This is a genomic window from Streptomyces sp. NPDC015125, assembly GCF_043080045.1.
GTDB lineage: Bacteria > Actinomycetota > Actinomycetes > Streptomycetales > Streptomycetaceae > Streptomyces.
Map to the genome: position 1 here is coordinate 194,187 of NZ_JBIBVF010000003.1, position 25,107 is coordinate 219,293.

The following is a 25,107-nucleotide window of genomic DNA, read 5'->3' on the forward strand; positions in this document are numbered from 1 at the left end:
GATGCGGACAATGGGTGGGTGACCAGCAACGACCTCTCCCCTGACGGCTCCGCCGCCGGCCCTCCGGGTGCCAATCTCCCCGCCCTGCGCGGCCACAATGCCGCACTGGTGCTCGGGCTGCTGCGCGCGGCCGGCGAGGAGGGCGTCAGCCGGCGGGAGCTCGCCGGCCGCACCGGGCTGACCCCGCAGGCCGTCAGCAAGATCACCGCCCGGCTGCGGGCCGACGGCCTGGTCGCCGAGGCGGGCCGCCGCGCCTCCACGGGCGGTAAGCCCGCCACCGTCCTGCGGCTGGTCCCCGGCTCCCGGCACGCCGTCGGACTGCAGCTGGACCGCGATGAGCTCACCGCCGTACTCGCCGACCTCGCGGGCGAAGCGGTCGGCGTACGCCGCGCCCCGCTCGCCTTCGAGGCGGGCGCCGAGCACGTGCTCGCCACCGCCGAACGGGAGGTCGCCGCGCTGCGTGCGCAGGCCGGCGGGCCGCCGGTACTGGGCGCCGGAGTGGCCTGCCCCGGCCCGCTGGACCACACCACCGGCGTCCTGCACCGGGTCACCGGCGCGCCCCGGTGGGACGGCTTCCCCTTGCGGGACGCGCTCGCCGGACGCCTCGGCCTGCCCGTCGTCCTCGACAAGGACACCAACGCGGCGGCACTCGGCCTTGCCCAGGGGATACCGGCGGGCGCGGGCTCGTTCGGATACCTCCACCTGGGCACCGGCCTCGGCGCCGGGCTCGTGCTGGGCGGCAGCCTCTACCGCGGTCCGCGCACCGGCGCCGGTGAATTCGGCCACCAGATCGTGCAGTGGGACGGTCCGCGCTGCAGCTGCGGACGGCGCGGCTGTATCGAGGCGCTGTGCCTGGCGGCGGTGGCCCGCGGCGATCTGCCGGGCGCGGCACGGGCGTTGGGCGTGGGCGCCGCCAACCTCGTCGAGCTGCTGGACATCGACCGGGTGCTGCTCGGCGGGCGCACCGTACTGGATCACCCCGACGCGTTCCTCGGGGGCGTGACCGAGGCACTCGCCGAGCAGGCGCGCACACGGGGCGGGGCCGGGGCCGGGGGGACGGTGCCGGTGGCGCTCGCCCGCGGCGGTGCACGGGTGGTCGCGGACGGCGCGGCGGAACTGGTGCTGGCGCCACTGTTCGGGGGGCGGCAGTCCGGCCTGGCGGCCGGGCGCGCCTCCTGAGCCGACGTGCCTCCCGGGCCGACGTGCCTCCTGGGCCGATGTGGCTCCTGGGCTGAGGCGCCTCATGGGCCGGGCGTGCTCCTGAGCCGACGTGCCTCCCGGGCTGACGTGCCTCCTGGGCCGGGCGTGCCTCCTGAGCCGACGTGCCTCCCGGGCCGACGTGGCTCCTGGGCCGGGCGCACGTCCTGAGCCGGGCGGACCCTCTTGGGTACCTCGCGGCCCTGGTCGCCGTGCACCGTCCGCGTACCGCCCGCGTGCCGTCCGTGCACCGTCCGCGTACCGCCCGCGCCCGTAGTGCGAGGATCACCGCGTGGAGTTCCCGTACGGCCAGGATCCTGGCGCACCCATCCGGTCCGGCGTCCCCGAGCACGGACGCATTCCCAAGTACTACGCGGCCAAGGTCGACATCGCCGCGCTGCTGGAGGAGTTGGGCGAGGGCGAGGTATTGCCCACCGAGCGCGAGCTGGCGCTGCGCTTCGAGGTCTCCCGCGAGACCCTGCGCCAGGCACTGCGTGAGCTGATCCTGGAGGGGCGGCTGCGACGGCTGGGGCGGGGCACGGTCGTCGCGGGCCCCAAGATGGAGCAGTCGCTGTCGCTCGCGAGCTATACGGAGGGCGTACGCAGCCAGGGTCGCAAGCCGGGCCGGCATCTCGTCAGCCTGGACCGGTTCCCGTGCCCGCCGCAGCTTGCCGCCGACCTGGGGCTCGAAGTGGGCGATGCCGTATGGCACATGGAACGGGTGCTGCTCGCCGACGACGAGCGGGTCGGGCTGGAGAGCACCTATGTCGCCGTCGAGCGGGTGCCGGACCTGGCCACCGATTTCGCACCGGACTCGTCCTTTTACGGCTATCTCCACCAGCGGCTGGGCATCGGCTTCGGCGACGCGGACGAGCGGCTGGAGACCGTCCTCGCCACTCCGCGCGAGGCGCTGCTGATCGGCACGCCGGGCGCACTGCCGATGCTGCTGATCCACCGGCTTTCGCGGGACACCCGGGGCCGCCCGCTGGAGCGGGTGCGCTCGCTCTACCGGGGGGACCGGTTCTCCTTCACCGCCCACTTGGGGAAGCCGGCCACGTCGGACTGAGGGGCGGGAGGGGCCGGCCGCCGGCCGCCGGCCGCCGGCCGAGGAGCCGAGCCCGGGGCGGGGGCTGGGCTCGAACCTGAAGCCCGACCCCCCAAAGGTCACGAGAAGATAACGGGTCTAGGCCAACTTTGGGACCCTGTTCACCGTCGCGTCGCCGGTACGCCCCCGCCGGGTCACCCACCGCCGCGACCGTCTGGGGCATGCGAGTCATAGTTGTCGGAGCCGGCGTACTGGGAACCATGCACGCCTGGCAGGCGGTCGAGCGGGGCCATGACGTCCTGCACATCGAGCGGGAGGACGAGGCCCGCGGCGCCTCGGTCCGTAACTTCGGACAGATCTGGATCAGCGGCCGGGCCGGTGGCGAGGAGCTGGCGACCGCCCTGCGCGCCCGCGAGCTGTGGGAGGGCATCGGCGCCCGCGTCCCCGAGCTCGGCTTCCGGGCCATCGGCTCGCTGACCGTCGTCAAGAACGCCGCCGAGCTGGCCGTCGCCGAGGCCGCCACCCGCCGCCCCGACGCGGCCGCCCGCGGCTACCGGCTGCTCGACGCCGGCGAGGCCCGTGCCCGCAACCCCGCCCTGCGCGGCGGGTTCGCCGGCGCGCTGTGGTGCGAGCGGGACGCAGCCGTCGAGCCCCGGATCGCCCAACGCGCACTGAAGGCGGCGTTGTTGGAGTCCGGCCGTTACACCTATCTCGGCGGCCGTGAGGTCCGCGAGGTGACCGGCGAGCGCGCCGTACGCGACGACCACGGCGACCTCCACCGCGGCGACGCCGTCATCCTGTGCACCGGTGCCTGGCTCGGCGGCCTGGTCCGTGAGCTGGTCCCCGATCTGCCGGTGCGCCGGGTGCGGCTGCAGATGATGCAGACCGAGCCGCTCGGCGAGCCACTGACCACCTCCGTCGCCGACGCCGACAGCTTCCGCTACTACCCCGCATACCGGAGTGCGGCCCTGGACGCGCTCAACGCGGGTCAGGCACAGGCGCCGGCCGCCGCCGCGCACAAGATGCAGCTGCTGATGGTCCAGCGCGCCGACGGCGGACTGACCATCGGCGACACCCACGAGTACGCGACGCCGTTCGCCTTCGACACCGTCGAGGAGCCCTACGAGCACCTGACCGGTGTCGTCGAATCGATCCTGGGCCGCCCGCTGCCCCGTATCCGCCACCGCTGGGCCGGGGTCTACGCGCAGTGCACCGACACCACCCGTGTGGTGCACCGCCAGCAGGTCCGCGACGGCGTCTGGCTGGTCACCGGGCCCGGCGGGCGCGGCATGACCTGTTCCCCGGCAATCGCCGAGACCACCGCGAACGAACTGGGCTGGTGAGTGAGTTGACCGATAGCAGCGAGATGACCGACAACACCGACAACACCGACGACACCGTTCACGCCGACGAAACCGACAAGGCCGGCGACACCGACAAGGTCGACAAGGCCGACAACAGCGACAACACCGCCATCGCCATCGACCTGATCGTCCTCGACATGGCCGGCACCACCGTCGCCGACGGCGGCCTGGTCGAGCAGGCCTTCGACGTCGCCGCCCGCCACCTGGGCGTCGAACCGGGCAGCCCCGGCCATGCCGAGAAGCTCGCCTACGTTCGGGCCACCATGGGCGAGTCCAAGATCTCCGTCTTCCGCCACCTCTTCGGCGACGAGGACGCCGCCCAGCGCGCCAACACCGCCTTCGAGACGGCCTACGGGGAACTGGTCGACGGCGGACGGATCGCGCCGATCCCCGGGGCCCGCGAGGCCATCGAGGCGCTGCAGGCGGCCGGCCGCACCGTCGTGCTCTCCACCGGCTTCGCCCGGGTCACCCAGGACGCCATCCTCGGCGCCCTCGGCTGGCAGGACCTGGCCGGGCTCACCCTCTGCCCGGCCGACGCGGGCGGTCGCGGCCGCCCCTACCCCGACATGGTCCTCACCGCGCTGCTGCGCACCCACGCCACCGACTCCGTCCAGCGGATCGCGGTGGCCGGAGACACCTCCTACGACATGCTCTCGGGTCGGCGGGCCGGTGCCTCGGTTGTCGCCGGTGTGCTCACCGGCGCGCACGGCAGGGCACAGCTGGAGTCCGCCGGCGCCACCCACGTCCTCGGCTCGGTCGCCGAACTGCCCGCGCTGCTGGGAGTGGTGTGAGATGGCCGCCCCAGCCGCCCCAGCCGCCACGACGCCCGGCCGGACCGCCGGCCCGTCCACCGCTCAGGCCGCGCCGCCCTCGGGCATCCGCTTCGACCACGTCTCGGTCGCCTACGGCAAGCACGCGGAACACACCGTCCTGGACTCCTTCGACCTGACCGTCGAACCGGGCGAGGTGATGGCCCTGCTCGGCCCGTCCGGCTCCGGGAAGACCACCGCGCTGCGGGCGGTCGCCGGATTCGTCCGGCCGGTCTCGGGACGGGTGCTGATCGGTGGCCGGGACGTGACCGGACTGCCGCCCCACCAGCGCGGCATCGGCATGGTCGTCCAGCAGTACGCGCTGTTCCCGCACATGAAGGTCGCCGAGAACGTCGCCTTCGGACTCAAGGCGCAGAAGACGCCGCGCGCCGAGATCCCCGGCCGGGTCGCCGAGGCACTGGAGATGACCGGGATGGCCGCCTACGCCGACCGGCACCCCAGGGAGCTGTCCGGCGGACAACAGCAGCGGGTCGCCATCGCACGGGCCCTGGCCATCCGCCCCGGCGTGCTGCTGCTGGACGAACCGCTGTCCGCACTCGACGCCCAGCTGCGCTCCGGCATGCTCGCCGAACTCGCCCGCCTGCACCGCGAACTGCCCGAGGTGTCGATCCTCTACGTCACCCACGACCAGGTCGAGGCGCTGACCCTGGCCGACCGGATCGCGGTGCTGGACAAGGCCCGGCTGCAGGACTGCGGCACCCCGCAGCAGCTCTACCGCCGCCCGCGCACCGAGTTCACCGCCTCCTTCGTCGGCACCGCCAATCTGCTGCCGGTGACGGTGCGCGGTGACGGGGTCGACTTCGCCGGCCGGACGCTGACCGTGCCCGTCGGCGACGGCGTGGCCGAGGGCGCCGCCGCAACTCTCTGTCTGCGCCCGCACCTCGTCGGCCTCGGCGAGAGCCCGCACGGCGGCGGCCACGGCACCACCCTGCGCGGCACGATCACCGAGGTGCAGTGGCGCGGCTCGACGCACCGTCTGTATGCGGCGGTCGACGGCCACCGCGTCCTGGCCGACGTGCGCGAACTGCGGGAGACACCGGCACTGGGCGACGAGGTCGCACTGCACTTCGCGCCCGAGGACGCGGTCCTCATCCCGGCGGGGCTCACCGAGGATGGTGCACCGCGGGCCGAGGACGGTGCGCCGCCTGTCGTGGGCGGTGTTCCGCATGCCGAGGACGGGGTCCCTCATGCCTAGGACGGATACGGCGGTGGTGGCCGGGACGGCCAGGACTGCCGGGACCACAGGGGCAACCGGAGCCACAGGGGCAGCCGGGGCCACCGGGGCCACTGGGACGGCCGGGACGGCCGCGGCGGCCCGGGCCACGGCGAGAGTCCGCCCTGCCACCCGCCCCCGCCGCACCGGGCCCGCCCTCTGGGCCCTGCCCCCGGTCGCCGCCCTCGCGCTGGTCTTCCTCTACCCCCTGGCCCTGGTGGTGTGGCAGTCCTTCAGCCCCGAGGACGGCGGCCACTCCACCGCCCCCTACGCCACGGTCCTCGCCGAGGCCTCCTTCCGCGAGGCGCTGACGAACACCGTGCTGATCGCCGTCGGCGCCACCGCCGGCGCCCTGCTCCTCGGACTGGCGCTCTCCCTCGTGATCGCCTTCGTCCCGCTCCCCGGAGGCAAGGCACTCGGCCGCTTCATCGACATCTTCCTCGCCTTCCCGTCCTTCCTGATCACCCTCGCCCTGCTGTTCCTCTACGGCACCGTCGGCATGGCCAACGGCCTGTGGACGGATGTGACCGGCGCCGCCCAGGGGCCGCTGGACTTCCTCCACACCCCCTGGGGCGTCCTGCTGGCCGAGGTCACCTACTTCACCCCGTTCGTGATGCGGCCGCTGCTCGCCGCCTTCTCACAGGTCGAGACCGGCCAGTTGGAGGCCGCTGCCTCGCTCGGTGCCCGGCCCTGGCGGATCGTACGGACGGTGATCCTGCCGGAGGCGCTGCCCTCGCTCGCGGCGGGCGGCGCACTCGTCCTCGTCCTCTGCCTCAACGAGTTCGGGATCGTGCTGTTCACCGGCGCCAAGGACGTCGTCACCCTGCCGATGCTCGTCTATACCAAGGCCATTCTCGACGGTGACTACACCGGAGCCTGCGTCGTCGCCGTCGTCAACATCGCGCTGTCCGTCGTGCTCTACGCCCTCTACCGGACCGTGCTCCACCGGACGGTGCTCCACCGGACCGTGCCCCGCAGGACCGTGATGTCCCGTACGGGCGGCGGCGCCAGATCACATACCGGAGGTGCCCCCGACCATGCTGGTGCATAGCAGGACCGCCCGCCGGGCCGTCCACGTCCTCTTCCTCGCCCTCTTCCTGCCCGTCTTCGCCCTGCCGCTGGTGGTGATCGTCGCCGCGTCCTTCGCGAGCAACTGGAGCGGGGCGCTGCCCTCCGGGGCGACCCTGACGCACTATCAGGACATCGCCCGTGGTGATGCGCTCGACGCCTTGCTCACCAGCGTCCTGACCGCACTGGCGGCGAGCGCCGGCGCCCTGACCGCCGGCACCTGGGCGGCCCTGGCCGCCGAACGGCTCGGCCGCCGCGCCCGCCGCCTCCTCGACGGCCTGTTCCTGCTGCCCGTCGCCGTCCCCTCCGTGGTCGTGGGCCTCTCCCTCCTCGTGGCCTTCTCCCGTCCCCCCTTCCTCCTCAACGGCACCCCGCAGATCGTGATCATCGCCCACACCGTGCTGGTCACCGCCTTCGCCTACCAGTCCGTGACGGCCGCGCTGGCCCGCCTCGACCCGGCGTACGAACAGAGCGCGGCCGGCCTCGGCGCCCGCCCCTCCTACGTCCTGTGGCGGGTCAAGCTCCCCCTGCTGCTGCCGTCCCTCACCGCCGCGGTGGGCCTGTGCTTCGCCCTGTCCATGGGCGAGCTGAGCGCCACGATGATGATCTATCCCCCGGACTGGCTGCCGCTGCCGGTCCAGATCTTCGCCGCCACCGACCGCGGCTCCCTCTTCGCCGGTGCCGCACTGGCGGTCGCCCTGATGGCCACCACCCTGCTCGTCCTCCTGGGCGTCTCCCGCATCCGCACCAAGGCCTCCTATCGCTGACCCCCGTTTCCGGACCAAGGCCTCCTACCGCTGACCCCCGTTTCCGGACCAAGGCCTCCTACCGCTGACCCCCGTATCCGCACCAAGGCCCTCCTGCCGCTCCCTCCCCCCCCGCAACAGCCTGGCCCTTCCGAGGAGTTATCGCGCCATGTCCCGTCCCCGCCCCCGTCCCTTCCGCAAGCCGCTCGCCGCCTGCTGCGGCGCCCTCGCCCTCGGCACCTCGCTCACCGCGTGCGGCGGCGCCTCCACCGCCGACCCCCACGCCAAGGAGATCACCGTCTACAGCGCCGACGGCCTCAAGAGCGAGAAGGGCGACGGTTTCTACGACACGGTCTTCAAGGACTTCGAGAAGAAGACCGGCATCAAGGTCAACTACGTCGAGTCCGGCTCCGGAGCCGCCGTCCAGCGCCTCGCCCGCGAACGGGCCAACACCAAGGCGGACGTGGTCGTCACCCTCCCGCCGTTCATCCAGCAGGCCGACGGCAAGGGCCTCCTGGACACCTACCGTCCCAAGGGGGCCGACCAGGTCGCCGCGGCGGACAAGGACCCGTCCGGCAAGTGGACCTCGATCGTGAACAACTACTTCTGCTTCATCTACAACAAGAAGGAGCTGAAGCAGCCCCCCGCCACCTGGCAGGACCTGCTGGACCCCAAGCTCAAGAACCACCTCCAGTACTCCACGCCCGGCGTCGCCGGCGACGGTACCGCCGTCCTCATCAAGGCCCTGCACGACTTCGGCGGCAAGGGCCCGGCCATGTCCTTCCTCAAGAAGCTCCAGGCCAACAACGTCGGCCCGTCCTCCTCCACCGGCCAGCTCGCCCCCAAGACCGACAAGGGCGAACTCCTGGTCGCCAACGGCGACGTCCAGATGAACTACGCCAACATGAAGTCGATGCCGCACCAGGGCATCTTCTTCCCCGCAGCCAAGCCCGGAGCGAAGCCCACCACCTTCGCGCTCCCGTACGCGGCCGGCCTGGTCAAGAACGCCCCGCACCGCGCCAACGCCCAGAAGTTCCTGGACTACCTGCTCTCCGCCCCCGTCCAGCGCCAGGTCTCCTCGGTGGGCGGCGGCTTCACCTCCCGTAAGGACATCAAGGCCACCGACGCCCACGCCACCGAACTCGCCAAGATCATGAAGAACGTCGAGATCTTCCAGCCGGACTGGAACGACATCGACAAGAACCTGGACTCGTACGTGGAGGCGTGGCGGGAGGCTACGGGGAGCTGATCCCCGGCGCGGGTGAGCGCCGGGTCGGGGCCTCGGCCCGCTGACTTAGGGTGGGTGTGTCGGCCGTATGTACGTTCCGTATGCAGGTTCCGTGGGCCATCCGCCGTGGACCACGACGGATGGCATACGGACGGAGACGGCCGGCGCCCCTGGTCAACACGCACGGCAGGAGTCCGGCAGTGGCAGAGCGCAAGCCGATCGAGTCATGGCTCACCGACATGGACGGCGTCCTGATGCACGAGGGCATTCCGGTCCCCGGGGCGGACGCCTTCATCAAGCGACTTCGCGAGTCGGGCAAGCCCTTTCTCGTGCTGACCAACAATTCCATCTACACCCCGCGTGACCTGCACGCCCGCCTGAACCGCATCGGGCTGGAGGTGCCGTGGGAGTCCATCTGGACCTCCGCGCTGGCCACCGCCCAGTTCCTGGACGACCAGCGGCCCGGCGGCACCGCGTACGTCATCGGGGAGGCGGGCCTGACCACCGCCCTGCACGACATCGGCTACGTCCTGACCGACCACTCCCCGGACTATGTCGTCCTCGGCGAGACCCGTACCTACAGCTTCGAGGCGCTGACAAAGGCGATCCGGCTGATCAACGAGGGGGCGCGGTTCATCGCCACCAACCCCGACGAGACCGGCCCCTCCCCGCAGGGCGCGCTGCCCGCGACCGGTTCGGTGGCCGCGCTGATCACCAAGGCCACGGGCGTCGATCCGTACTTCGTCGGCAAGCCCAACCCGCTGATGATGCGGCACGGGCTCAACGTCATCGGCGCCCACTCCGAGACCTCCGCGATGATCGGCGACCGGATGGACACCGATGTGCTGGCCGGGCTGGAGGCGGGCATGGAGACCTTCCTCGTACTGACCGGACTGACCCGCCCCGAGGAGGTCGACCGGCACCCGTTCCGGCCCTCCCGTGTGGTGGACTCGATCGCGGACCTCATCGACCTGGTGTGAGCGGTGTCGGGGGCCCATGAGCCCGGGTGAGCGGCGTCCGGCCTCCGGCGTGCTCAGTTGATCGACCTGGCCGGGCGGCCGTTTCCGGTCCGGCCAGGTTCGGGGCGTCCGGCCAGGTTCGGGGCGTCCGGCGTCCGGGAGCGTCCCGCGCCGCGGACCTCCGGAGCCCCGGCGTCCCGGAGCCCCGGCGTCCGGGAGCATCGGCGCGCCGCGGACGGCCCGGACCTCGGACGGCCCGGACCTCCGACCGGACCCCCACCCGAACGGCGCAGCCTCGGACCGCACCGGATGCGGCCGGGCCCGCGCGGGCGGACCTTCGGAGTTATCGGAGGTTCACCATGCGCTCACGGCAACTCGCTTTCTGCGCCGCGGTCGCGGCTTGCGCGGTGATGACGCCGCCCGTGTACGGCGGGGACGCACGCGCCACCGGGACCGGAACGGTCTCCGCCGCCGCTGCTTCGGCCGCCCCTGCCCCGGTCATCTCTGCCTCGGTCATCCTCGCCTCGGCCACTTCGGACGGCACCGGCCGCACGGCGATTCCTACGGCGGTCCTCAGGGGGACCCCCGCGGGGATCCCCGCAAGGGTCCCCACAGTCACCTCTACGGGGACGGCGCAGGTCGGCACGATCCCCGAGGCCGTTGCTGCCCACCCCGCGCCGGCCCTCCGCGCCGCGTCGGCCCTCCACCCCGCTCCCGCGGTCCGTCCCGCTCCGGCCCCCCACACCGGCGCGCCAGCCGAGGCCTCGCCGAGTCGCGAGCTGAGCAGCACCTCGGCCGTCGGCCTGGTGCTGGCCGGCGGCGCCATCCTGGTCATCGCGGGCCAACTGCTCCGGCTCCGGATGCGACTGCGCCGCGAGCGGCGGGGTGAGGCCGATGAGCACTGAGGAAGCGGTGAGCACTGAGGAAGTGGTGAGCACCGAAGAACAGATGAGTGCTGAGGGACAGGGGCAGGCCGGGGCAACGGTTGGGGTGCCTGCCCTGTGCGGCGCAGGTGGCAGGGGTGGTGTGCGTGGCAGGGACGGCGGCCATACCGCCGCCGGGCCGCCCGGCACGAGGGGCGCCTCCCTCTCTTCCGGCGCGCCCCGTGCCTCCGGGCCTCACGGCCCCGTCAGCCCCCATGATCCCCTCAGCCCCCATGGCCCCCTCAGCACCTTCGCCCCACCCGGCACCAACCTCGGCCCCACCCCTGGTCACAGCCGCGATCCCGGCACCAACCTCGGCCCCACCCCTGGTCACAGCCGCCACCCCGGCACCAACTCCGCCCCCGCACCCGCCCACAGCCCCGGTCACTGCCGCAGCCGCAGTCCCAGCCACCACCCCGGTCGTCATCCGGGCACCACTCCCGGAAAGGCCGGAAAGCCCGGAAAGCTCCTCGCCGGTGTGGCCTGGGCCGTGCTGCTGCTCGGCCTGTGGCTGTGGGGCCGCGACCTGGCGGGCGGGGTGGCCGCGCAGCTCGCCACGACCGGTGATGTTGCCGCCGTCGGGCGGCCGTTGGGCCGTCAGGCACCTCCTCATGCGCATGCGCCGTTGCCCGCCGCCGTGACCGCAGAGCCCGTTGGCATCACCATCGACGCCCTCGGTGTACGGGAGGGCGGCATCGCCGCACGAGGCCTCGACGAACACGGCATCCTCACCCCGCCCCCGGACACCTCCCCGGCCCTCGTCGGCTGGTACGCCGAAGGGCCGCAACCGGGCGAGGCGGGCGCGGCGCTGCTCGTGGGCCGGGCCGCCGGCGACCGCGACCCGCGTGCCCGGCAGACCCTCGTGCACCGTCTGGCCGCCCTCAAGCCGGGGGAGCGGGTGGACATCCAGCGCTCCGACGGCAGCACCGCACGCTTCACCGTCGAGGACGTCCAGCTCTACGACCATGACCGCTTCGACGCGCGCAGGGCCTACGCCGCCCGCGACCGGGGCCGCTCCGAACTCCGGCTGATCGTCGACGACGGCGGCCACGGGCCTGCTGCTGCCCCTCGCGCTCGTGGCGACGGTGTCTCGAACGTGGTCGTGGTATCGGCCTACTTGACGTCCCTTCAGGCGGCCGACGCACGGGGCGGCTGAACCATCACGAGCGCCATTCGTCAAGCGTCTTAGCAGCCTGTGGACAGCTCATCCACAGGCCGACCCCGGCGGATGGCCGTGTGCCACGATGGTGAGGTCGGCGGTCCCCGCCGGCCCTGTTCGATGTTCCGAGGGGGAGTGGATGTACGGCGATCTGCGACGGCCGGCCGGTGTCGGTCCGCCCGGCGGGCCTCGCGACGGCCGACGGCGGACCGCGCATGCCGGGGCGGCATCGACGACGGCGGCGGTGGGGGCACTGGCTCTGCTGCTGCTCGCCGGCTGCTCCTCGTCCGGCGACAAGGACGACAGCGTTCCCGGTAAACCGGGCCAACGCCCCAAGGCCGTCGCCCCGTTCTGGGTCAACCCGGACAGCAAGGCGGCCCGCCAGGTGTCCGATTACGGCAATGAGGGCAAGGCCGCGGACGCCCGCCTGGCCAACAAGATCGCGGCGCAGCCGGTCGCGGAATGGATAGGAGTCGACGACCCAGAGGGGGAGGCGCGCGGCTTCACTCAAGCGGCCGCCAAGGCCGACCGCGAGGCGCTGCTCGTCCTCTACAACATCCCGCACCGCGACTGCGGCCGCTACTCCCAGGGTGGTGCGGCCGACGGCAACGCGTACCGGGCCTGGCTGGACGGCGTACGCAAAGGCATCGGTGACCGCGCCACCACCGTCATCCTGGAGCCCGACGCGCTGCCGCACATCGCGGACAAGTGCACCCCGCAGCAGTTCCACGAGGAGCGCTACGCCCTGCTGACGGAAGCGGTCGGCAAGCTCAAGGCGCTGCCCCACACCAAGGTCTATCTGGACGCCGGCAATCCCCACTGGATCAAGGACCCGGGCCAGATGGTCGAACCCCTCAAGCGGGCCGGCATCGACCGCGCCGACGGCTTCGCACTGAACATCTCCAACTACCAGACCACCGCGGAGAACACGAAGTACGGCAAGCGGCTGTCCGCCATGGTCGGCGGCAAGCCCTTCGTCATCGACACCAGCCGCAACGGCAACGGTCCGGCCCCCGGCGGCGACGACCCGGAAAACTGGTGCAACCCGCCCGGCCGCGCCCTGGGCGCCCCACCGACCACCAAGACCGACGACCCCCGGATAGCCGCCTACCTGTGGATCAAGCGCCCGGGAGAGTCGGACGGCACCTGCAAGGGCGGACCCAAGGCGGGCAGCTGGTGGCCCAAGTACGCCCTGGAGCTGGCGCGTAGCGCGAAATAGCGGGCGCGGCGCGGCGCGGCGAGCGTCCGGCCTGGCCTGCGGCCACGTACGAACGCCTCGCCCCCCCCGCCCCATTCAGCAACTGACCGCCGCCCGAGCTGCCGTGGGACGTGTCGGGGGAGGTGCCGTCACGCTCACCGGCCCCGCGTCGCCGGCACCTTCACCCACACCGCCTTCGACGGGGTCCCCCGGCCGTCCACCGCGTTCATCATGTACCACCCGGGCGGCACCAGCGACGGGTCCTTGGGCAGGGTGACCGTCACTCCGTCCCCGCCCTTGGCCACCGTGAAGTCCAGTGCGATCGAGCGCTGTTCGACATTGGTGACATGGGTGAACGAGCCGGGGCGCATCAGCCGCATCTTCTTGATGCCGGCGGCGTGCGGGGAGTCGAATGTCGCGCTGCTGCCGAGCGAGACGGTCCTCGGCCCCTTCTCCGTCAGCTCGGGACGCGACTTCCGGTAGAGGTACGGCGGGGTGTAGAGGTCGATCTGCTGCTGGAAGACGCCCGGCTTGGTGTTGTCCTTGTCGGCGTAGAGAGAGTCGGAGCCGAAGGTCATCACCCGGCCGTCGGGCAGCAGCAGCGCACCCGAGTGGTAGTTACGGCCCACCAGCGGGTCGGCCACCTGACGGGCGGAGTTGGCCGCCGGGTCGTACAGCTCCGCCTTGAGGATGTTGGAGTCGCTGCGGCCGCGGTAGTCACCGGAGCCGTTCGTGGTCAGCACGGTGTCGTCCGGCATGATCACGCTGCTCGGGTAGCGGGCCTTCGCATACAGCGGAGGCCCGTCCTTGAAGCGCGGTGACGGGGCGTGCAGATCCACGATGCGGGTCTTGTCCGTGGCCTTCGGGTCCTCGCCGACCCCGCCTCCGCCCAGCACCATGTACCGCTGCTCCTGGGCCGGCGGCAGCAGCACCGACATCGAGGTCTCCAGGATCTTCGGATCGCTCATCCCGGGCACGACCTGGAACTTGTTGGACTTCAGGTCCCAGATGCCGGGAGTGCGGCCGATGTTGTCCGGGCCGTAGCCGGCGTTGGAGCCGGTGTAGAAGATCCGGCCCTGGTCGGTGAGGAAGAGCGCCGGGTAGGTCGGGAAGAAGCGCCGCTTGGGGAGATAGGTCCACTTCTTCGTCTTCGGGTCGTAGACCTCCTGCTTGCCGGGGACGACCTGCCCGATCTCGTCCAGCCCGGAGACGGAGAGGACCTTGCCGTCCTGCAGCGTGGTGAGCGTCGGATACCAGCGGGCCTCGTTCATCGGGTCGACGGGTATGTAGCGCTCCGCCACCGGGTCGAATTCGAAGGAGTCCTTGATCCCCTGGAAGTCCTTCTTGTCGAAGGACAACTTCTGCGCGATTCCGTAGAAGTTATGGGCGTCCGCGCCGGTCAGGCCGTGGATCCGGTAGTTGTCCTGGGAGCCGGTGGAGTAGCTGCGGCCGTCCTTGAGGGCCTCGACATAGACCCGGGCCTCGCTGTGCACCACGCTGACCTTGCCGGTCGCCCGGTCGGTGACCTTCTTCGCCCGCGGCACCACGACCGGGTCCTTGGAGGCGAAGGTCTTGCCGTTCTTCTTGCCGGTGAAGAGCGTGCCGGCCGGGAAGGTCTTCGGGGCGTCCGGATTCTCGTTGTAGAGGATCATGAGGCCGCCGGCCTTCTTCACATCGCCGTTCAGCTTCTCGTAGCGCTGGGTCCCGCCGGCCACCAGCAGCTTGCCGTCGGGGAGCTGGGTGTGCCCGGAGCAGAAGAGGTCCTTGGGCGTGGGGATGTTCTTGAAGGTGTTCTTCTCCGGATCCCACAGGACCGTACGGAACGACTTGGCCTTGAAATTGGCCGCATTGTTGCCGGAGCCGGCGACCAGCAGCACCTTCCCGGTGTGCAGCAGGGCCGCGTGGATGGTGTTGATGCGGTACTTGTCCGGGACGTTGACGACGTCCCAGTGGCCGTTCGCCGCCTTGTACTCGGGCTTGTTGATCTCGTACTGGTGGTACTGCTCCGAGGCGAAGCCGTAGAGGGCCGGCCCGTTCATCGCGGCCAGCGCGAGCACCACCGCCGCCGCTATCGCCACTCTGCGGGTGCGACGGTTCGGACGGTACTTCATGTGTGACGTCCCCCAAGGGCGATCTGCAGGGTCTGTTCGGCGGTAAGGGCCGGATCGGCGGCCTGGTCAGGGGCCTGGCCGATGGCCTGGTCAGGGGCCACAGGCGGGTCGGCGGCCGGGTCGGCCGACGGGCCGGGGGCCGGAACGGCGGTGGGCCCGGCCTCGGCCGAGGCCCCGGTGGCGGCACCCCCGGTGGCGGCACCCCCGGTGGCGGCACCCCCGGTGGCGGCCGCCTCCCTCCGTTTCCGCTGCTCGCCCCGTACGGTCAGCCGCCAGGCGATGATCGGCGCGGCGGTGATCAGCATCGCGAGCGTCGCCCAGGTGACCATCGCCGGGTGGCTGTGCCCCAGCACGAACGAGGCGGCCAGCGACCCCCCGAAGACGAGCAGGAAGAACAGGTGCACCCGGAACGTCCCGAAGAGCGTGTCCGGGCTGGAGGAGTCGCCCTTCGGCGTGACCACGAACTTGCTCTTGCGGCGCAGCACCGTATCGAACAACGACCGGGCGTAGATCGGCGCGGACAGCGCGGACATCACCATGCCGGCGACCCCGCCGGAGCCCTCCGGCTCGTGCGGCGAGACATTGTGCCGCCGGTTCCAGATGTACAGGCCGATCTGCAGCGCCGAGGCATTGCCGTAGAGCATCATCCACACCGCGGGATCGATCTGCACACCCGACGCCCCCAGGCCCAGGAACAGCGCACAACTGAGCGCCGCCAGGATCCAGTTCAGCGCCGACATCGGATAGAAGATCACCATCATGGTGTAGTTGAAGAGCCGGCCCGCCGGCAGCGTGAACGGCGCCTTCCAGAACTGCTTGAGGATCGTTTCGTACGTCCCGCGCGACCAGCGCAGCTGCTGGGTGAAGAAGTCGGTCCAGGCCGTGGGCCCCTCGCCGACCGCGAGCACGTCCGGGGTGTAGACCGAGCGCCATTTCTTCCCGGTCTGCGGGTTGCTGTGCCGGTGCATCTCGAAGCCGGTCGCCATGTCCTCGGTGATCGAGTCGTACAGCCCGCCGATCTGCTTCAGCGCGCTGATGCGTACGGCGTTGGACGTACCGACGAACATGGGGGCGCCATAGCGGTTGCCGGCCCGCTGGACCAGCGCATGGAAGAGGAACTGCTGGGACTCGGCGGCCTTGGTGACGAAGGTGTCGTAATTGCCGTACACCTGCGGGCCGATGACAAAGCCGACGTCCGGGTCGCGGAAGAAGCCCAGCATCCGCTCCAGGTAGTTGGGCAGCGGGACGTGGTCGGTGTCGACGGAGGCGAAGTAGTCGTAGGCGTCGCCGTGTGCCTGCAGCCAGGCGTTGTAGTTGCCGTGCTTGGTCTTCGCGCGGTGCGGGCCCTTGGCCTGGTTCCACTCCGGGACGCCCTTGCGGCTGAAGTGGTGAACGCCCAGGCGCCGGCAGACTTCCTTGACCTCGGGGTCGTCGCCCTCGTCCAGCAGCCAGATGTGCAGCAGACCGCGGTGGCGGATCTTGACCGCCGCCTCCAGCGTCTTCGTCACCATGGCGAGGGGTTCCTTGCCCGGCACGAACGAGGTGAGGAAGGCGACGCGGGTGCCGTTCTCGGGTATGACCGGCACGGGGTCGCGGGCGACCAGGGTGGCATGCGCGTTGGAGAGCACATTCATGCACCGGAACAACTCGATCAGCCCGATCGAGACCAGCATGACGACGTCCAGCGCCGGCAGGAAGTCATAGGCGGGGTAGTCGCGTTCGGTCCAGTGGTTCGGCTGCATCAGCCAGACCAGCAGCCCGAACGAGACCAGCGGCGCGGCGCCGAGCAGCAGCGCCGCCCGTATGCGGTGCGGTTCGTCCGCGAGCAGCGAGCGGTAGCGGACCTTGTAGGGCTTGTCCGGGTCGGGCCGGGTGAGCGGCCCGGCCAGCCGGCTGTAGTGCTCGTAGTCATAGCGCGGCAGCGGCTTGCGCTGGACCCGCCGCTGCCAGTGCTGGCGTGGCACGCGCAGGCGCGCCGTGGCCGACGGGTCGTACGGGCGCTGCGGCCGGGAGCCGTCAGGCGGCGACGTCATGAGTCCATCCCCCCGCACGCAACACTGGGCTGCGTGCCGTTTGCTGCTGGCCCGAGTCCGCGGTCCCCCGCGGCCGACTCGGGCGCTCTGATGTCGGCCGCCTGCACCGTCAGATGGTGGCAGCCATCTCCGGTTGCGTATGCAACGCTGCCGCGATCCTGCCAAGCGGCGATTTCCCCGTGTTCACATCACGCCAACCGGCGTGCCCGACTGTTCCCGCTCGGCTGGATGCGGCCCTCATTTCGCCGAGTGATCAGGTCAGGTTCCCTAAATGCCGTCGTGATGGCAAGAGTTGACCAGGGAATTGTGTACAAGAGTGCGCAAGGCGGGGCCGGGCGTGGCGCCGGGTCCATCACCTTGATACGGGACTGGTGCCAATCCTCCCGCTGTCAACGGATATCAGGGCAATCGCCGAGGTGTCCTTGCTCTGGGTGTTCGGCAGGATCCTGTGAGTAAAGGGTGCGCCCCGTACCGATATTGCCCCGGTCGATCCGCCATCAACCGGCAAAAGCAAGTGGCGCTTCAAGGGATTCTCGGGTGGGGTGCGGCGGAGGCGTGGAGGTCGCCACCTCCTGAACAAACCGCCTGTTCAGGGGACTTGAGGATCCGGATGTACGGCATGGGTCGGCGCCTGCGGGAATTCACCGGCCGGGCGGGCGAGGGGTGGATCCGTGACGTGTTCGGCCCGTTTGCCGACTCTGGTGAAGTTACCACCGAGTATGCCGATTTGGCTGAAGCTGTGGCTACTTCCCGGGAGGGGAGGCAGGGAAATCCCTGCCCTCTCGACCTATTGGCGACCGGCGACGGGGGAGCGCCGGAAGTGCCCTCCGCGGGTGACCGCGCCGCGATTTCCGGGGCCCTGTCGTTATGGCGCCGTCGCCGCCTTGGTCACCTCGGAGGCCGGGGTCGTAGCTGCCGGCCGCGAGCGGGTCTGTCGGGGGTGGGCGGCTCCGGAAAGATGCCGGCGGCAGGGTGGGGAGCCTGCGGAGAAAAGACGGCAGCCGCCGGCGGGCGAATCTGTGTGCGATCGGATAATTACCGTTTGTGATCGCAAGGGAATCGACTCGACTGCCGGGTCCAGGCGATCAGGGGAGCGGGCGGCCGGGTCGAGGTCGCGGACACCCGCGCATGGCGGCCATGGCCTCGATGGCGGTCATGGCGCGCGTGGCGGTCATGGCGTGCGTGGCGGTCATGGCTCTCATGGCGTCATGGGGGCGGGGGTGTCCGGGGCATGGCGTGCGCCGTCCGGCTTCGAAGGTCGACCGAGATGAGGGGGAGGGGGGAGGGCGGAGAGAGGGGGAGGGCGGGGGTGGTCATCCGTCCGGTCGACCCCATGACTGAGGCCCCCCGCATGGCGAGGGGCCTCAGTCTTACGTGCGCCGCCAGGGACTCGAACCCCGGACCCGCTGATTAAGAGTCAGCTGCTCTAACCAACTGAGCTAGCGGCGCGCGCTGACCTGGAGAACTTTACACGAACTCAAGACGTGCTCCGTACCCCCGACGGCTGTGCTCACGCGCTCGGCCCATGTGATCCGGGCCACTCGCGGTGACGTCCGGCAGGTCGGCCGTACCTCATCAGAGGGTCACCTCATAGGGGGCAAAAGGCCCTTGGTCCGGCGACCTTCGTCCTATGTTCCGCCCGCATTGTTCTGCATAGATCGATTTCATCGACTCCATGGCGGTAGGCCATCAGTTGCCCCGTCAACATGCGATATCTCCTGCCGATTGAGAGGCTGAAGCGAACGTCGGGACGAAAGAACGGAGCACGCCCGGAGGGTGTCGGCCATGGCGTCCGTCACTCCTCCTCTTCCTCTTGCAACCCCACCCTCCCCAGCAACGTCTGCCAGGACGCGCGCCCCGGACCGGGTCCCCGGGACTCGCCCCTCCGTCGGAAAGGTTGATCGTCGTGGTGTCGACAGCCAAGCGCACCCTTGAGATGCAGCTCCTCCTCGGGCCGGATGAAGCGGTTCCGGTGGCCGGTCGGTTCGGCTATCGCAGCGACCGCCCCTACGAGGTCGAGGTCGCGTTCATCAGCCGTGGCCAGAAGGTGGCCACCTGGCTGTTCGCCCGTGATCTGCTGCTGGCGGGGCTGTACGACGAAGCAGGTGAGGGGGACGTACGGGTGTGGCCCTTCCGCCGGCCGGGCGCATTGCGTCGCGTGCACATCGAGCTGTCCACCGATGACAGCGTCTGCGAGCTATCGGTGCGTGCGGTCGAGCTGACCGCCTGGCTGGAGCAGACCACGGCGATCGTTCCGCCCGGCCATGAGGACCGCTATCTCGACATGGACACTCACCTGGCCCGGCTGTTCGCCGGGAAGTGCTGAAGGGGGGCAGGGCGATCATGATCACGACTACGACTACCACTACGACTACGACTACGGCCGCGACTGCGAGTGTGGCTGCGAACACGGCCACGGCCACGGCCGCGACGACCAGCGCCGCCGAGGTCACGGCTGCAAGTACGGCCACGGCCACGGGCGCGGCCCGGACTGCGAGTGCGGGCACGGCTGCGAGTGCGCCGGGGGCGGTGGGCGCGACCCGGGCTGCGGGTGTGCCCGCGGCCAGGTCCGTGGCCACCGGCGGTGGCAGGTCGTCGACCGGACCTGCGGGCGGGGCGGCGACCGCGCCCGGCGCCGCTATACCGGCCGGTGTGTCCGGCCCGTCCGCCGTGCCGCCGGCGGGCTCCGGAACGCCGGCCCCGACATCGGACTCCGCCCCCGGCATACCGTCGGCCACCCCGGCCACCCCGGCCACCCCGGCCACCTCCGCCGCTCCCGCCGAACCTGCCGCCGTCTCCCCGCACGACCCCTGTGCCCACGGCTTTCTGCCCGAGCGGCCGCCCGTCCGTTCCATGATCGGAACCTGGACCCGGCTGGACGCCATGGCACGGGCGGCCGCGGTCGCGCCCGATCGTGCGGCTGCCATCGCGCTCGTCGAACGAGCTCACCGTGCCGAGGAGTTGTCCGCCCTGCGGCAACGCGTCTCCCGCCTCTCCCTGCGCAACGCGGAGGCCGCCGCCCTGCGGATCGCGGTGATCGCGGTCTCCTGCGGCTGGTGTGGTCTCGACCCGCAGGCTCCGGCCGCTCGTGAGGTCGCCGACGAGGCGTTCCTCGATCTGTGGGCGGCGATCGCCCACCGTATCGACCACGATCAGTTCGTCGCCCTGCCCACCCTCGCGCTCCACAACTGGGTCCCCGAGCGCAAACCCCGCCGCCATATCCCCATCGATCAACTGGCCCGCACCGAGGTGCTCGTGCCGATCGTCCGCTGGGCCCCGGAGGGCCAGCCGCTCAGCCGTCTGGACCGGTTGATGCTGGCTGCGACCCGTCTGGAGGCGCACGGGATCTGGCTCTTCCGGCTCGCCGAAACCCTTGCGGGCCGGTCACCCGACGACTCCTCCACCCCGACGGCGCTGCGCCGCCTGGTCCGTGTCCAGCATGCGCTGCGCGCCCAGCTCCTCGCCGAGGCGGCGGAACTGACGGCCGCACCGGCCACACCGCAGCAGCGTGCGGTGCTCGGTGCGCTCGTCGAACAGGGTGCCCTGGAGCCGCCGGTGCTCCAGGCGGCCGAGGCGGTGCTGGGTATCGGCGGACGCCGTATGGGCGAGGGCCGGCGCCAGTTGCTGCGACGCCATCTCCCGGCACAGCACCGTGCCTGGCTCAGCGCGATGGACCGCCACTGTGCACCCGTACGGACCCTCGCCCACCGCGGCGGCCCCGACGCCGCCGTCTACCGCGAGGCCCAGGAGTCACTGATCGCCCTCCGCCGCACCTATACGGCCCTCGTACAGGCCGCAGCCCGCCCCACCGCGGCCCCGCTCACGGCGGCAGCCTGACCTGACCAGACGCAAAAGCCCCGGCAAGGCCCGGTGCGGGGTGGCGCGCGCCCAGGCGTGCGCCCCGGCGTACGTGCCGGCGTGGCTCCCGGCACTGGGTCCGCTCCGCACCCGCACGGGTCCGCACCACACCGACCGGCACGGGTCCGCACCACACCGACTGATGCGGGTCCGCACCACACCGACTGATGCGGTGATTGGTCTGGACATGCCAATGGTGCAGTTCTACTCTGCTGCTTGGTCTAGACCGCAGAGTTCGGCACCGCAGTGCACTGCATTTCTCCCGGCATGGAACTCCCCCACGTTCTTCAGGAGCGAAGCATGCGCAAAAAGATCAGTACGGCCGTGATCGGCCTCGGTGTCCTCGGCGTCTCCCTCCTCTCGACGGGCAGCGCCTCCAGTCACGGCTACAGCGACGCACCCCCCAGCCGGCAGGCGCTCTGCGCCAAGGGCACCGTCAAGGACTGCGGCGCGATCCAGTACGAACCACAGAGCGTCGAGGGCCCCAAGGGCTTCCCGGCCGCCGGCCCGGCGGACGGCAGGATCTGTTCCGGTGGGCATCAGAACTTCGCCGAGCTGGACGATCCGCGCGGCGGCAACTGGCCCGGCACCAAGCTCTCGCCCGGGCAGGGCTACACCTTCACCTGGCGGCTGACGGCACGACATGCCACCACGGACTTCGAGTACTTCATCACCAAGGACGGGTACGACCCCACCAAGCCGCTCACCCGCGCCGACCTCGAATCCGAACCGTTCATGACGGTTCCCATGGGTGGCGCCCGGCCGGGCGAAACCGTCCAGCACCAGGGCACCGTCCCCACCCAGAAGTCCGGCCGCCACATCATCCTCGGCGTCTGGAACATCGCCGACACGGGCAACGCCTTCTACGCCTGCTCGGACGTCGACCTCTCCTGACGCCCTGACGCCCTGACGCCCCGACGCCCCGACGCCCTGATGTCCCGACGTCCTGGCGCCCCGACGTCCTGGCGTCCTGGCGCCCCGGCGAGCCGGCGGGGCCGCCGCACCACACCCCCCGCCGGGCCTCCCCACTCCCCCCGGGAAGGCCCACCCGCCGCCGCCCCTCCCCACCTGACGCAACGTCAGCTACCCTCCGACGCCATGGCAGCCAACGGCACCAGCGGTCAGACACGTTCCGGCGCCGTCACCGTCGCGGAGCTTGTGCAGGCGCAGTGGGGTGATCACCGGGTGGGAGCGAAGTACGGGGATCTGGTGCTCACCCATCACGAGCTGGCGGGTGGCGCCGCCGCGCGGGCGGCACTGCTGGGGGAGCTGCTGCCGCGTGGTGCCGAGCCGCACCTCGGGGTGCTGCTCGGCAATGTGCCCGAGTACCCGCTGTGGCTGAGTGCGGCGGCGCTCGCCGGGGCCGCGGTCGCCGGGATCAACCCCACGCGCCGCGGGCCGGAACTCGCCCGCGACATCAGCCATACCGACTGCGCGCTGCTGATCACCGAACGCGCCCAGCTGCCACTGCTCGCCGGCCTGGACCTCCCCGTCCCGCCCCGGCGGATCCTCGTCGTGGACGACCCGGCCTACCGGGACCTGCTCGGGCCGTACGAGGGCGCGACGCCCGGCGAGATCGCGACCGGCGGACGCGGCTCCACCCGCACCCCGACGCCCGCCTCCCGGATGCTGCTCTACTTCACCTCCGGCTCCACCGGCGCGCCCAAGGCCGCCCTGTGCACCCAGGGCCGGCTGGCCGCCGCCGGACACTCGCTGGCCGGGTATTTCGGGGTGCGCCGGGATGACGTCCACTACCTCTGTATGCCGATGTTCCACGGCAATGCCGTGATCGCCGGCTGGGCCCCGGCGCTCGCCGGAGGGGCCGCCGTGGCGCTGCGCCACCGCTTCTCGGCCTCCGCCTTCCTCCCCGATGTGCGCCGCTACGGGGCCACCTACTTCACCTACGTCGGCCGGGCCGTGCAGTACCTGCTCGCCACCCCGCCCGCCCCCGACGACCGGGACCATACGCTGCGCTGCGGCTTCGGTACCGAGGCGGGCGCCGTCGACGCCGCCCGCTTCGCCGAACGCTTCGGCGTCCGCCTGACCGAGGGGTACGGCTCCTCCGAGGGCGGCGCCGCGATCCAGCGCACCCCGGACACTCCGCCCGGCGCCATCGGCCGGCCGGCCCCCGGGGGCGATCTCGCCGTCGTCGATCCGGAGACCGGTGCCGAGCTGCCGCGCGCCCGCCTCGACCCGGCGGGCCGGCTGCTGAACGGGGACCGGGCGACAGGGGAACTGGTCAACCGCGGCCGCAGCTCCTTCGAGGGCTACTGGCGTAACCCCGAGGCGACCGCCGCCCGCACCCGCGGCCGGGGCGAAGGCCGGGTCGGCGCGGGCTGGTACTGGACCGGCGACCTCTTCTTCCGGGACGCCGCGGGGTTCTTCCACTTCGCCGGGCGCACGGATGACCGGCTGCGGGTCGACAGCGAGAATCTGGCCGCCGCGATGATCGAGAACATCCTCGCCCGGTACGCCCCGGCCGCCGGTGTGGCCGTGTACGCGGTACCCGACCCGGTCGCGGGGGACCAGGTCATGGCGGCCCTGGCGCTGCGGGACGGCGCCGTGTTCGACCCGGACGACTTCGTGGCCTTCCTCGCCGCCCAGCCCGATCTCGGGACGAAGATGGCTCCCCGGTTCGTACGGACCATGGACGCGCTGCCGGTGACCGCCACCCACAAGGTGCACCGGGCCGCCCTGCGACGGACCGGGTTCCGGTGCCCGGAGCCGGTCTGGTGGTCCCCGGTCTCCCCGGCCTTCCCGGTCTCCCCGGCGGACCCTGCCGAGCCCGTCGCGCCGGCCACGCCGGTCTCCCCGGTCGCATCAGTCGTCCCCGCCGTTCCGGCCGGCCGCACCTACCGCCGGTTCACCGCCGCGGACCGGACCGCACTGCTGACGCTGTACCGCGATCACGACCGGACCCAGCTCCTGGACCGGTGACTCCGGTCCCCCTCGACGGATGGCCCGGCCGGTGATGCGGCCCGGTGATCCGGACCGGGATGCGGCCCGGGATGCGGCCCGGTGATCCGGCCCACCCCGTCACGGCACAACAAAGTGGGCGTTCCCGGAGAACCGGAAACGCCCACTTGATACGTGCGCCGCCAGGGACTCGAACCCCGGACCCGCTGATTAAGAGTCAGCTGCTCTAACCAACTGAGCTAGCGGCGCGCGCTGACGAAAGAAATACTACCTGGTCGAGCGGGGTGCTGATGACCACGGCAGCGGGCCGGGGCGCAGGGGCTCAGATCGCCAGCGACAGCAGCACCGGCGCGGCCTGGCGGTTCAGGGTGTCGGCAGCCTGGCGCAGGCGGTGGGCGTGCTCCAGCGGCATGGAGAGGGCGAGGCAGCCGACCGTCGCACCGGCGGTGATCGGTACGGCCGCGCAGACCGTGCCGACGGCGTACTCCTGGAGATCGAGGACCGGGACCGTGGGCGGCTGGCTGTCGAGCTTGTGGAACAGGACCTTCTCGTTGGTGATCGTCCGGGAGGTGAGCCGGGCGGTCTTGTGGCGTGAGAGGTGATCCTTGCGGCCGTCGTGGTCGAGCTGCGCCAGCAGGCATTTACCGACCGCGCTGGCGTGCGCCGTGCGGTGGAATTCGGCCCACTCGTTGACCTTGGGGGCCAGCGGTCCGTCGGCGTAGTGGAGGATCTTCACCTCGCCGTCGATGTACCGGCTGATGTAGACCGCCGCGCCGACCGAATCACGCAGGTGGTCGAGGGTGAGCTGGAGCTTGTCGCGCAGCGCCTGGTTGCGGTCGCCGCCCGTTCCCAGGAGCAGGAGCGATTCGCCTACGACATAGGCGCCGTCGGTGACCTGTTCGACGTAGCCCTCGCGCCGGAGCATCGACAGCATGTGGGCGAGCTGGCCCGGGGGCAGTCCCGTTGCGCGGGCGATCTGCGCATCGGTCACACCGTCGGTGTGCCTGGAGATCGTTTCGAGCACGCGGAGGGCGTACTGCACCGAATGGAACGGCGCGGTCGGCTCGGGCTTCAGCGCCACGGTGTCCCCCTAGCAGGTTGTTACCGCTTGCGTCATGACGGTCGTTGGTGGTCTCGGCCGGCGCTTGTGCGGCCGATCCCGGACAACGGCGTTGCCCTCACGATAGCGGTCAACGGCCCTCAAGGGAGGGGGTCTTGACTGAAAAGAAGCGTGCCCGGCGTTTCTGGACTGGGGCTTG

At 71.4% G+C, this 25,107-nt stretch carries 19 protein-coding genes and 2 tRNA genes; 16 read left to right on the top strand and 5 right to left on the bottom strand.

Going from position 1 to position 25,107, the window contains the following annotated elements; all coding sequences use genetic code 11:
• Nucleotides 1-18 precede the first annotated feature (18 nt).
• The 12 genes from ACF088_RS10760 (at nucleotide 19) to ACF088_RS10815 (ending at nucleotide 12,951) form a co-directional block, all read left to right on the top strand.
• Complete coding sequence (locus ACF088_RS10760; RefSeq protein WP_392375258.1) at nucleotides 19-1,179, top strand: ROK family transcriptional regulator; 1,161 nt, start codon at nucleotides 19-21, stop codon at nucleotides 1,177-1,179.
• 310 nt (nucleotides 1,180-1,489) lie between these two features.
• Entirely contained in the window at nucleotides 1,490-2,263 is a 774-nt protein-coding gene (locus ACF088_RS10765) for a GntR family transcriptional regulator (protein WP_392375260.1), read from the top strand.
• A 200-nt stretch (nucleotides 2,264-2,463) separates the two neighbouring features.
• Nucleotides 2,464-3,585, top strand: a complete 1,122-nt coding sequence (locus ACF088_RS10770; RefSeq protein WP_392375262.1) for a TIGR03364 family FAD-dependent oxidoreductase — start codon at nucleotides 2,464-2,466, stop codon at nucleotides 3,583-3,585.
• Between the two features lie 158 nt (nucleotides 3,586-3,743).
• Nucleotides 3,744-4,397 (top strand): HAD family hydrolase, encoded by a 654-nt coding sequence (locus tag ACF088_RS10775; RefSeq protein ID WP_392375584.1) that lies wholly within the window; start codon nucleotides 3,744-3,746, stop codon nucleotides 4,395-4,397.
• A 1-nt stretch (nucleotide 4,398) separates the two neighbouring features.
• Entirely contained in the window at nucleotides 4,399-5,631 is a 1,233-nt protein-coding gene (locus ACF088_RS10780) for an ABC transporter ATP-binding protein (RefSeq protein ID WP_392375264.1), read from the top strand.
• Entirely contained in the window at nucleotides 5,624-6,700 is a 1,077-nt protein-coding gene (locus ACF088_RS10785; protein ID WP_392375266.1) for a 2-aminoethylphosphonate ABC transporter permease subunit, read from the top strand. Before ACF088_RS10780 ends, ACF088_RS10785 begins: the two co-directional genes overlap by 8 nt.
• On the top strand, nucleotides 6,687-7,484 hold the full coding sequence (locus ACF088_RS10790; RefSeq protein WP_392375268.1) for an ABC transporter permease: 798 nt from the start codon (nucleotides 6,687-6,689) through the stop codon (nucleotides 7,482-7,484). The genes ACF088_RS10785 and ACF088_RS10790 overlap by 14 nt, the downstream gene beginning before the upstream one ends.
• A gap of 148 nt (nucleotides 7,485-7,632) precedes the next feature.
• Nucleotides 7,633-8,712, top strand: coding sequence for a 2-aminoethylphosphonate ABC transporter substrate-binding protein (locus tag ACF088_RS10795; RefSeq protein ID WP_392375269.1), 1,080 nt, complete (start codon nucleotides 7,633-7,635; stop codon nucleotides 8,710-8,712).
• Nucleotides 8,713-8,891: 179 nt separating this feature from the next.
• Entirely contained in the window at nucleotides 8,892-9,671 is a 780-nt protein-coding gene (locus ACF088_RS10800) for an HAD-IIA family hydrolase (RefSeq protein WP_088797813.1), read from the top strand.
• Nucleotides 9,672-10,009: 338 nt separating this feature from the next.
• Nucleotides 10,010-10,555: a hypothetical protein gene (locus tag ACF088_RS10805; RefSeq protein WP_392375272.1), complete on the top strand. Its 546-nt coding sequence runs from the start codon at nucleotides 10,010-10,012 to the stop codon at nucleotides 10,553-10,555.
• Between the two features lie 121 nt (nucleotides 10,556-10,676).
• The gene (locus ACF088_RS10810; RefSeq protein ID WP_392375274.1) at nucleotides 10,677-11,729 is read left to right on the top strand and encodes a sortase domain-bontaining protein; all 1,053 of its coding nucleotides are present in this window, start codon (nucleotides 10,677-10,679) and stop codon (nucleotides 11,727-11,729) included.
• A 142-nt stretch (nucleotides 11,730-11,871) separates the two neighbouring features.
• Nucleotides 11,872-12,951: a glycoside hydrolase family 6 protein gene (locus tag ACF088_RS10815; protein WP_392375276.1), complete on the top strand. Its 1,080-nt coding sequence runs from the start codon at nucleotides 11,872-11,874 to the stop codon at nucleotides 12,949-12,951.
• Between the two features lie 134 nt (nucleotides 12,952-13,085).
• On the opposite strand, the gene ACF088_RS10820 is transcribed toward ACF088_RS10815, so the two are convergent.
• The 3 genes from ACF088_RS10820 to ACF088_RS10830 form a co-directional block, all read right to left on the bottom strand.
• Entirely contained in the window at nucleotides 13,086-15,041 is a 1,956-nt protein-coding gene (locus ACF088_RS10820) for a galactose oxidase-like domain-containing protein (protein ID WP_392375278.1), read from the bottom strand.
• On the bottom strand, nucleotides 15,038-17,074 hold the full coding sequence (locus tag ACF088_RS10825) for a glycosyltransferase family 2 protein (protein ID WP_392375280.1): 2,037 nt from the start codon (nucleotides 17,072-17,074) through the stop codon (nucleotides 15,038-15,040). The genes ACF088_RS10820 and ACF088_RS10825 overlap by 4 nt, the downstream gene beginning before the upstream one ends.
• Nucleotides 17,075-18,449: 1,375 nt before the next feature.
• Nucleotides 18,450-18,523 (bottom strand) — tRNA-Lys (locus tag ACF088_RS10830).
• Nucleotides 18,524-18,980: 457 nt separating this feature from the next.
• On the opposite strand from ACF088_RS10830, the gene ACF088_RS10835 reads away from it, so the two are divergent.
• The 4 genes from ACF088_RS10835 to ACF088_RS10850 all read left to right on the top strand — a co-directional run bounded on the left by ACF088_RS10835 (nucleotide 18,981) and on the right by ACF088_RS10850 (nucleotide 23,869).
• Nucleotides 18,981-19,400, top strand: coding sequence for an SsgA family sporulation/cell division regulator (locus ACF088_RS10835; RefSeq protein ID WP_392375282.1), 420 nt, complete (start codon nucleotides 18,981-18,983; stop codon nucleotides 19,398-19,400).
• A 326-nt stretch (nucleotides 19,401-19,726) separates the two neighbouring features.
• Nucleotides 19,727-20,911, top strand: a complete 1,185-nt coding sequence (locus ACF088_RS10840; protein ID WP_392375284.1) for a hypothetical protein — start codon at nucleotides 19,727-19,729, stop codon at nucleotides 20,909-20,911.
• A gap of 321 nt (nucleotides 20,912-21,232) precedes the next feature.
• Entirely contained in the window at nucleotides 21,233-21,826 is a 594-nt protein-coding gene (locus ACF088_RS10845) for a lytic polysaccharide monooxygenase (protein ID WP_392375286.1), read from the top strand.
• A gap of 204 nt (nucleotides 21,827-22,030) precedes the next feature.
• On the top strand, nucleotides 22,031-23,869 hold the full coding sequence (locus ACF088_RS10850) for an AMP-binding protein (protein ID WP_392375288.1): 1,839 nt from the start codon (nucleotides 22,031-22,033) through the stop codon (nucleotides 23,867-23,869).
• A gap of 154 nt (nucleotides 23,870-24,023) precedes the next feature.
• Here the strand turns inward: ACF088_RS10850 and ACF088_RS10855 are convergent.
• Both ACF088_RS10855 and ACF088_RS10860 read right to left on the bottom strand, forming a co-directional pair.
• Nucleotides 24,024-24,097: transfer RNA gene (locus tag ACF088_RS10855), tRNA-Lys, on the bottom strand.
• A 73-nt stretch (nucleotides 24,098-24,170) separates the two neighbouring features.
• A complete protein-coding gene (locus ACF088_RS10860) occupies nucleotides 24,171-24,929 on the bottom strand; it encodes an IclR family transcriptional regulator (RefSeq protein WP_392375289.1) in 759 nt (252 codons plus the stop codon).
• Nucleotides 24,930-25,107: the final 178 nt, after the last annotated feature.

Excerpts from the sequence above, each read along its gene's own strand:
- ACF088_RS10780 (WP_392375264.1), top strand. The coding sequence starts at position 4,399 with ATGGCCGCCCCAGCCGCCCCAGCCGCCACGACGCCCGGCCGGACCGCC.
- ACF088_RS10785 (WP_392375266.1), top strand. The coding sequence starts at position 5,624 with ATGCCTAGGACGGATACGGCGGTGGTGGCCGGGACGGCCAGGACTGCC.
- ACF088_RS10775 (WP_392375584.1), top strand. The coding sequence starts at position 3,744 with ATGGCCGGCACCACCGTCGCCGACGGCGGCCTGGTCGAGCAGGCCTTC.
- ACF088_RS10845 (WP_392375286.1), top strand. The coding sequence starts at position 21,233 with ATGCGCAAAAAGATCAGTACGGCCGTGATCGGCCTCGGTGTCCTCGGC.
- ACF088_RS10815 (WP_392375276.1), top strand. The coding sequence starts at position 11,872 with ATGTACGGCGATCTGCGACGGCCGGCCGGTGTCGGTCCGCCCGGCGGG.
- ACF088_RS10790 (WP_392375268.1), top strand. The coding sequence starts at position 6,687 with ATGCTGGTGCATAGCAGGACCGCCCGCCGGGCCGTCCACGTCCTCTTC.
- ACF088_RS10805 (WP_392375272.1), top strand. The coding sequence starts at position 10,010 with ATGCGCTCACGGCAACTCGCTTTCTGCGCCGCGGTCGCGGCTTGCGCG.
- ACF088_RS10795 (WP_392375269.1), top strand. The coding sequence starts at position 7,633 with ATGTCCCGTCCCCGCCCCCGTCCCTTCCGCAAGCCGCTCGCCGCCTGC.
- ACF088_RS10770 (WP_392375262.1), top strand. The coding sequence starts at position 2,464 with ATGCGAGTCATAGTTGTCGGAGCCGGCGTACTGGGAACCATGCACGCC.
- ACF088_RS10820 (WP_392375278.1), bottom strand. The coding sequence starts at position 15,041 with ATGAAGTACCGTCCGAACCGTCGCACCCGCAGAGTGGCGATAGCGGCG.
- ACF088_RS10850 (WP_392375288.1), top strand. The coding sequence starts at position 22,031 with ATGGCAGCCAACGGCACCAGCGGTCAGACACGTTCCGGCGCCGTCACC.
- ACF088_RS10825 (WP_392375280.1), bottom strand. The coding sequence starts at position 17,074 with ATGACGTCGCCGCCTGACGGCTCCCGGCCGCAGCGCCCGTACGACCCG.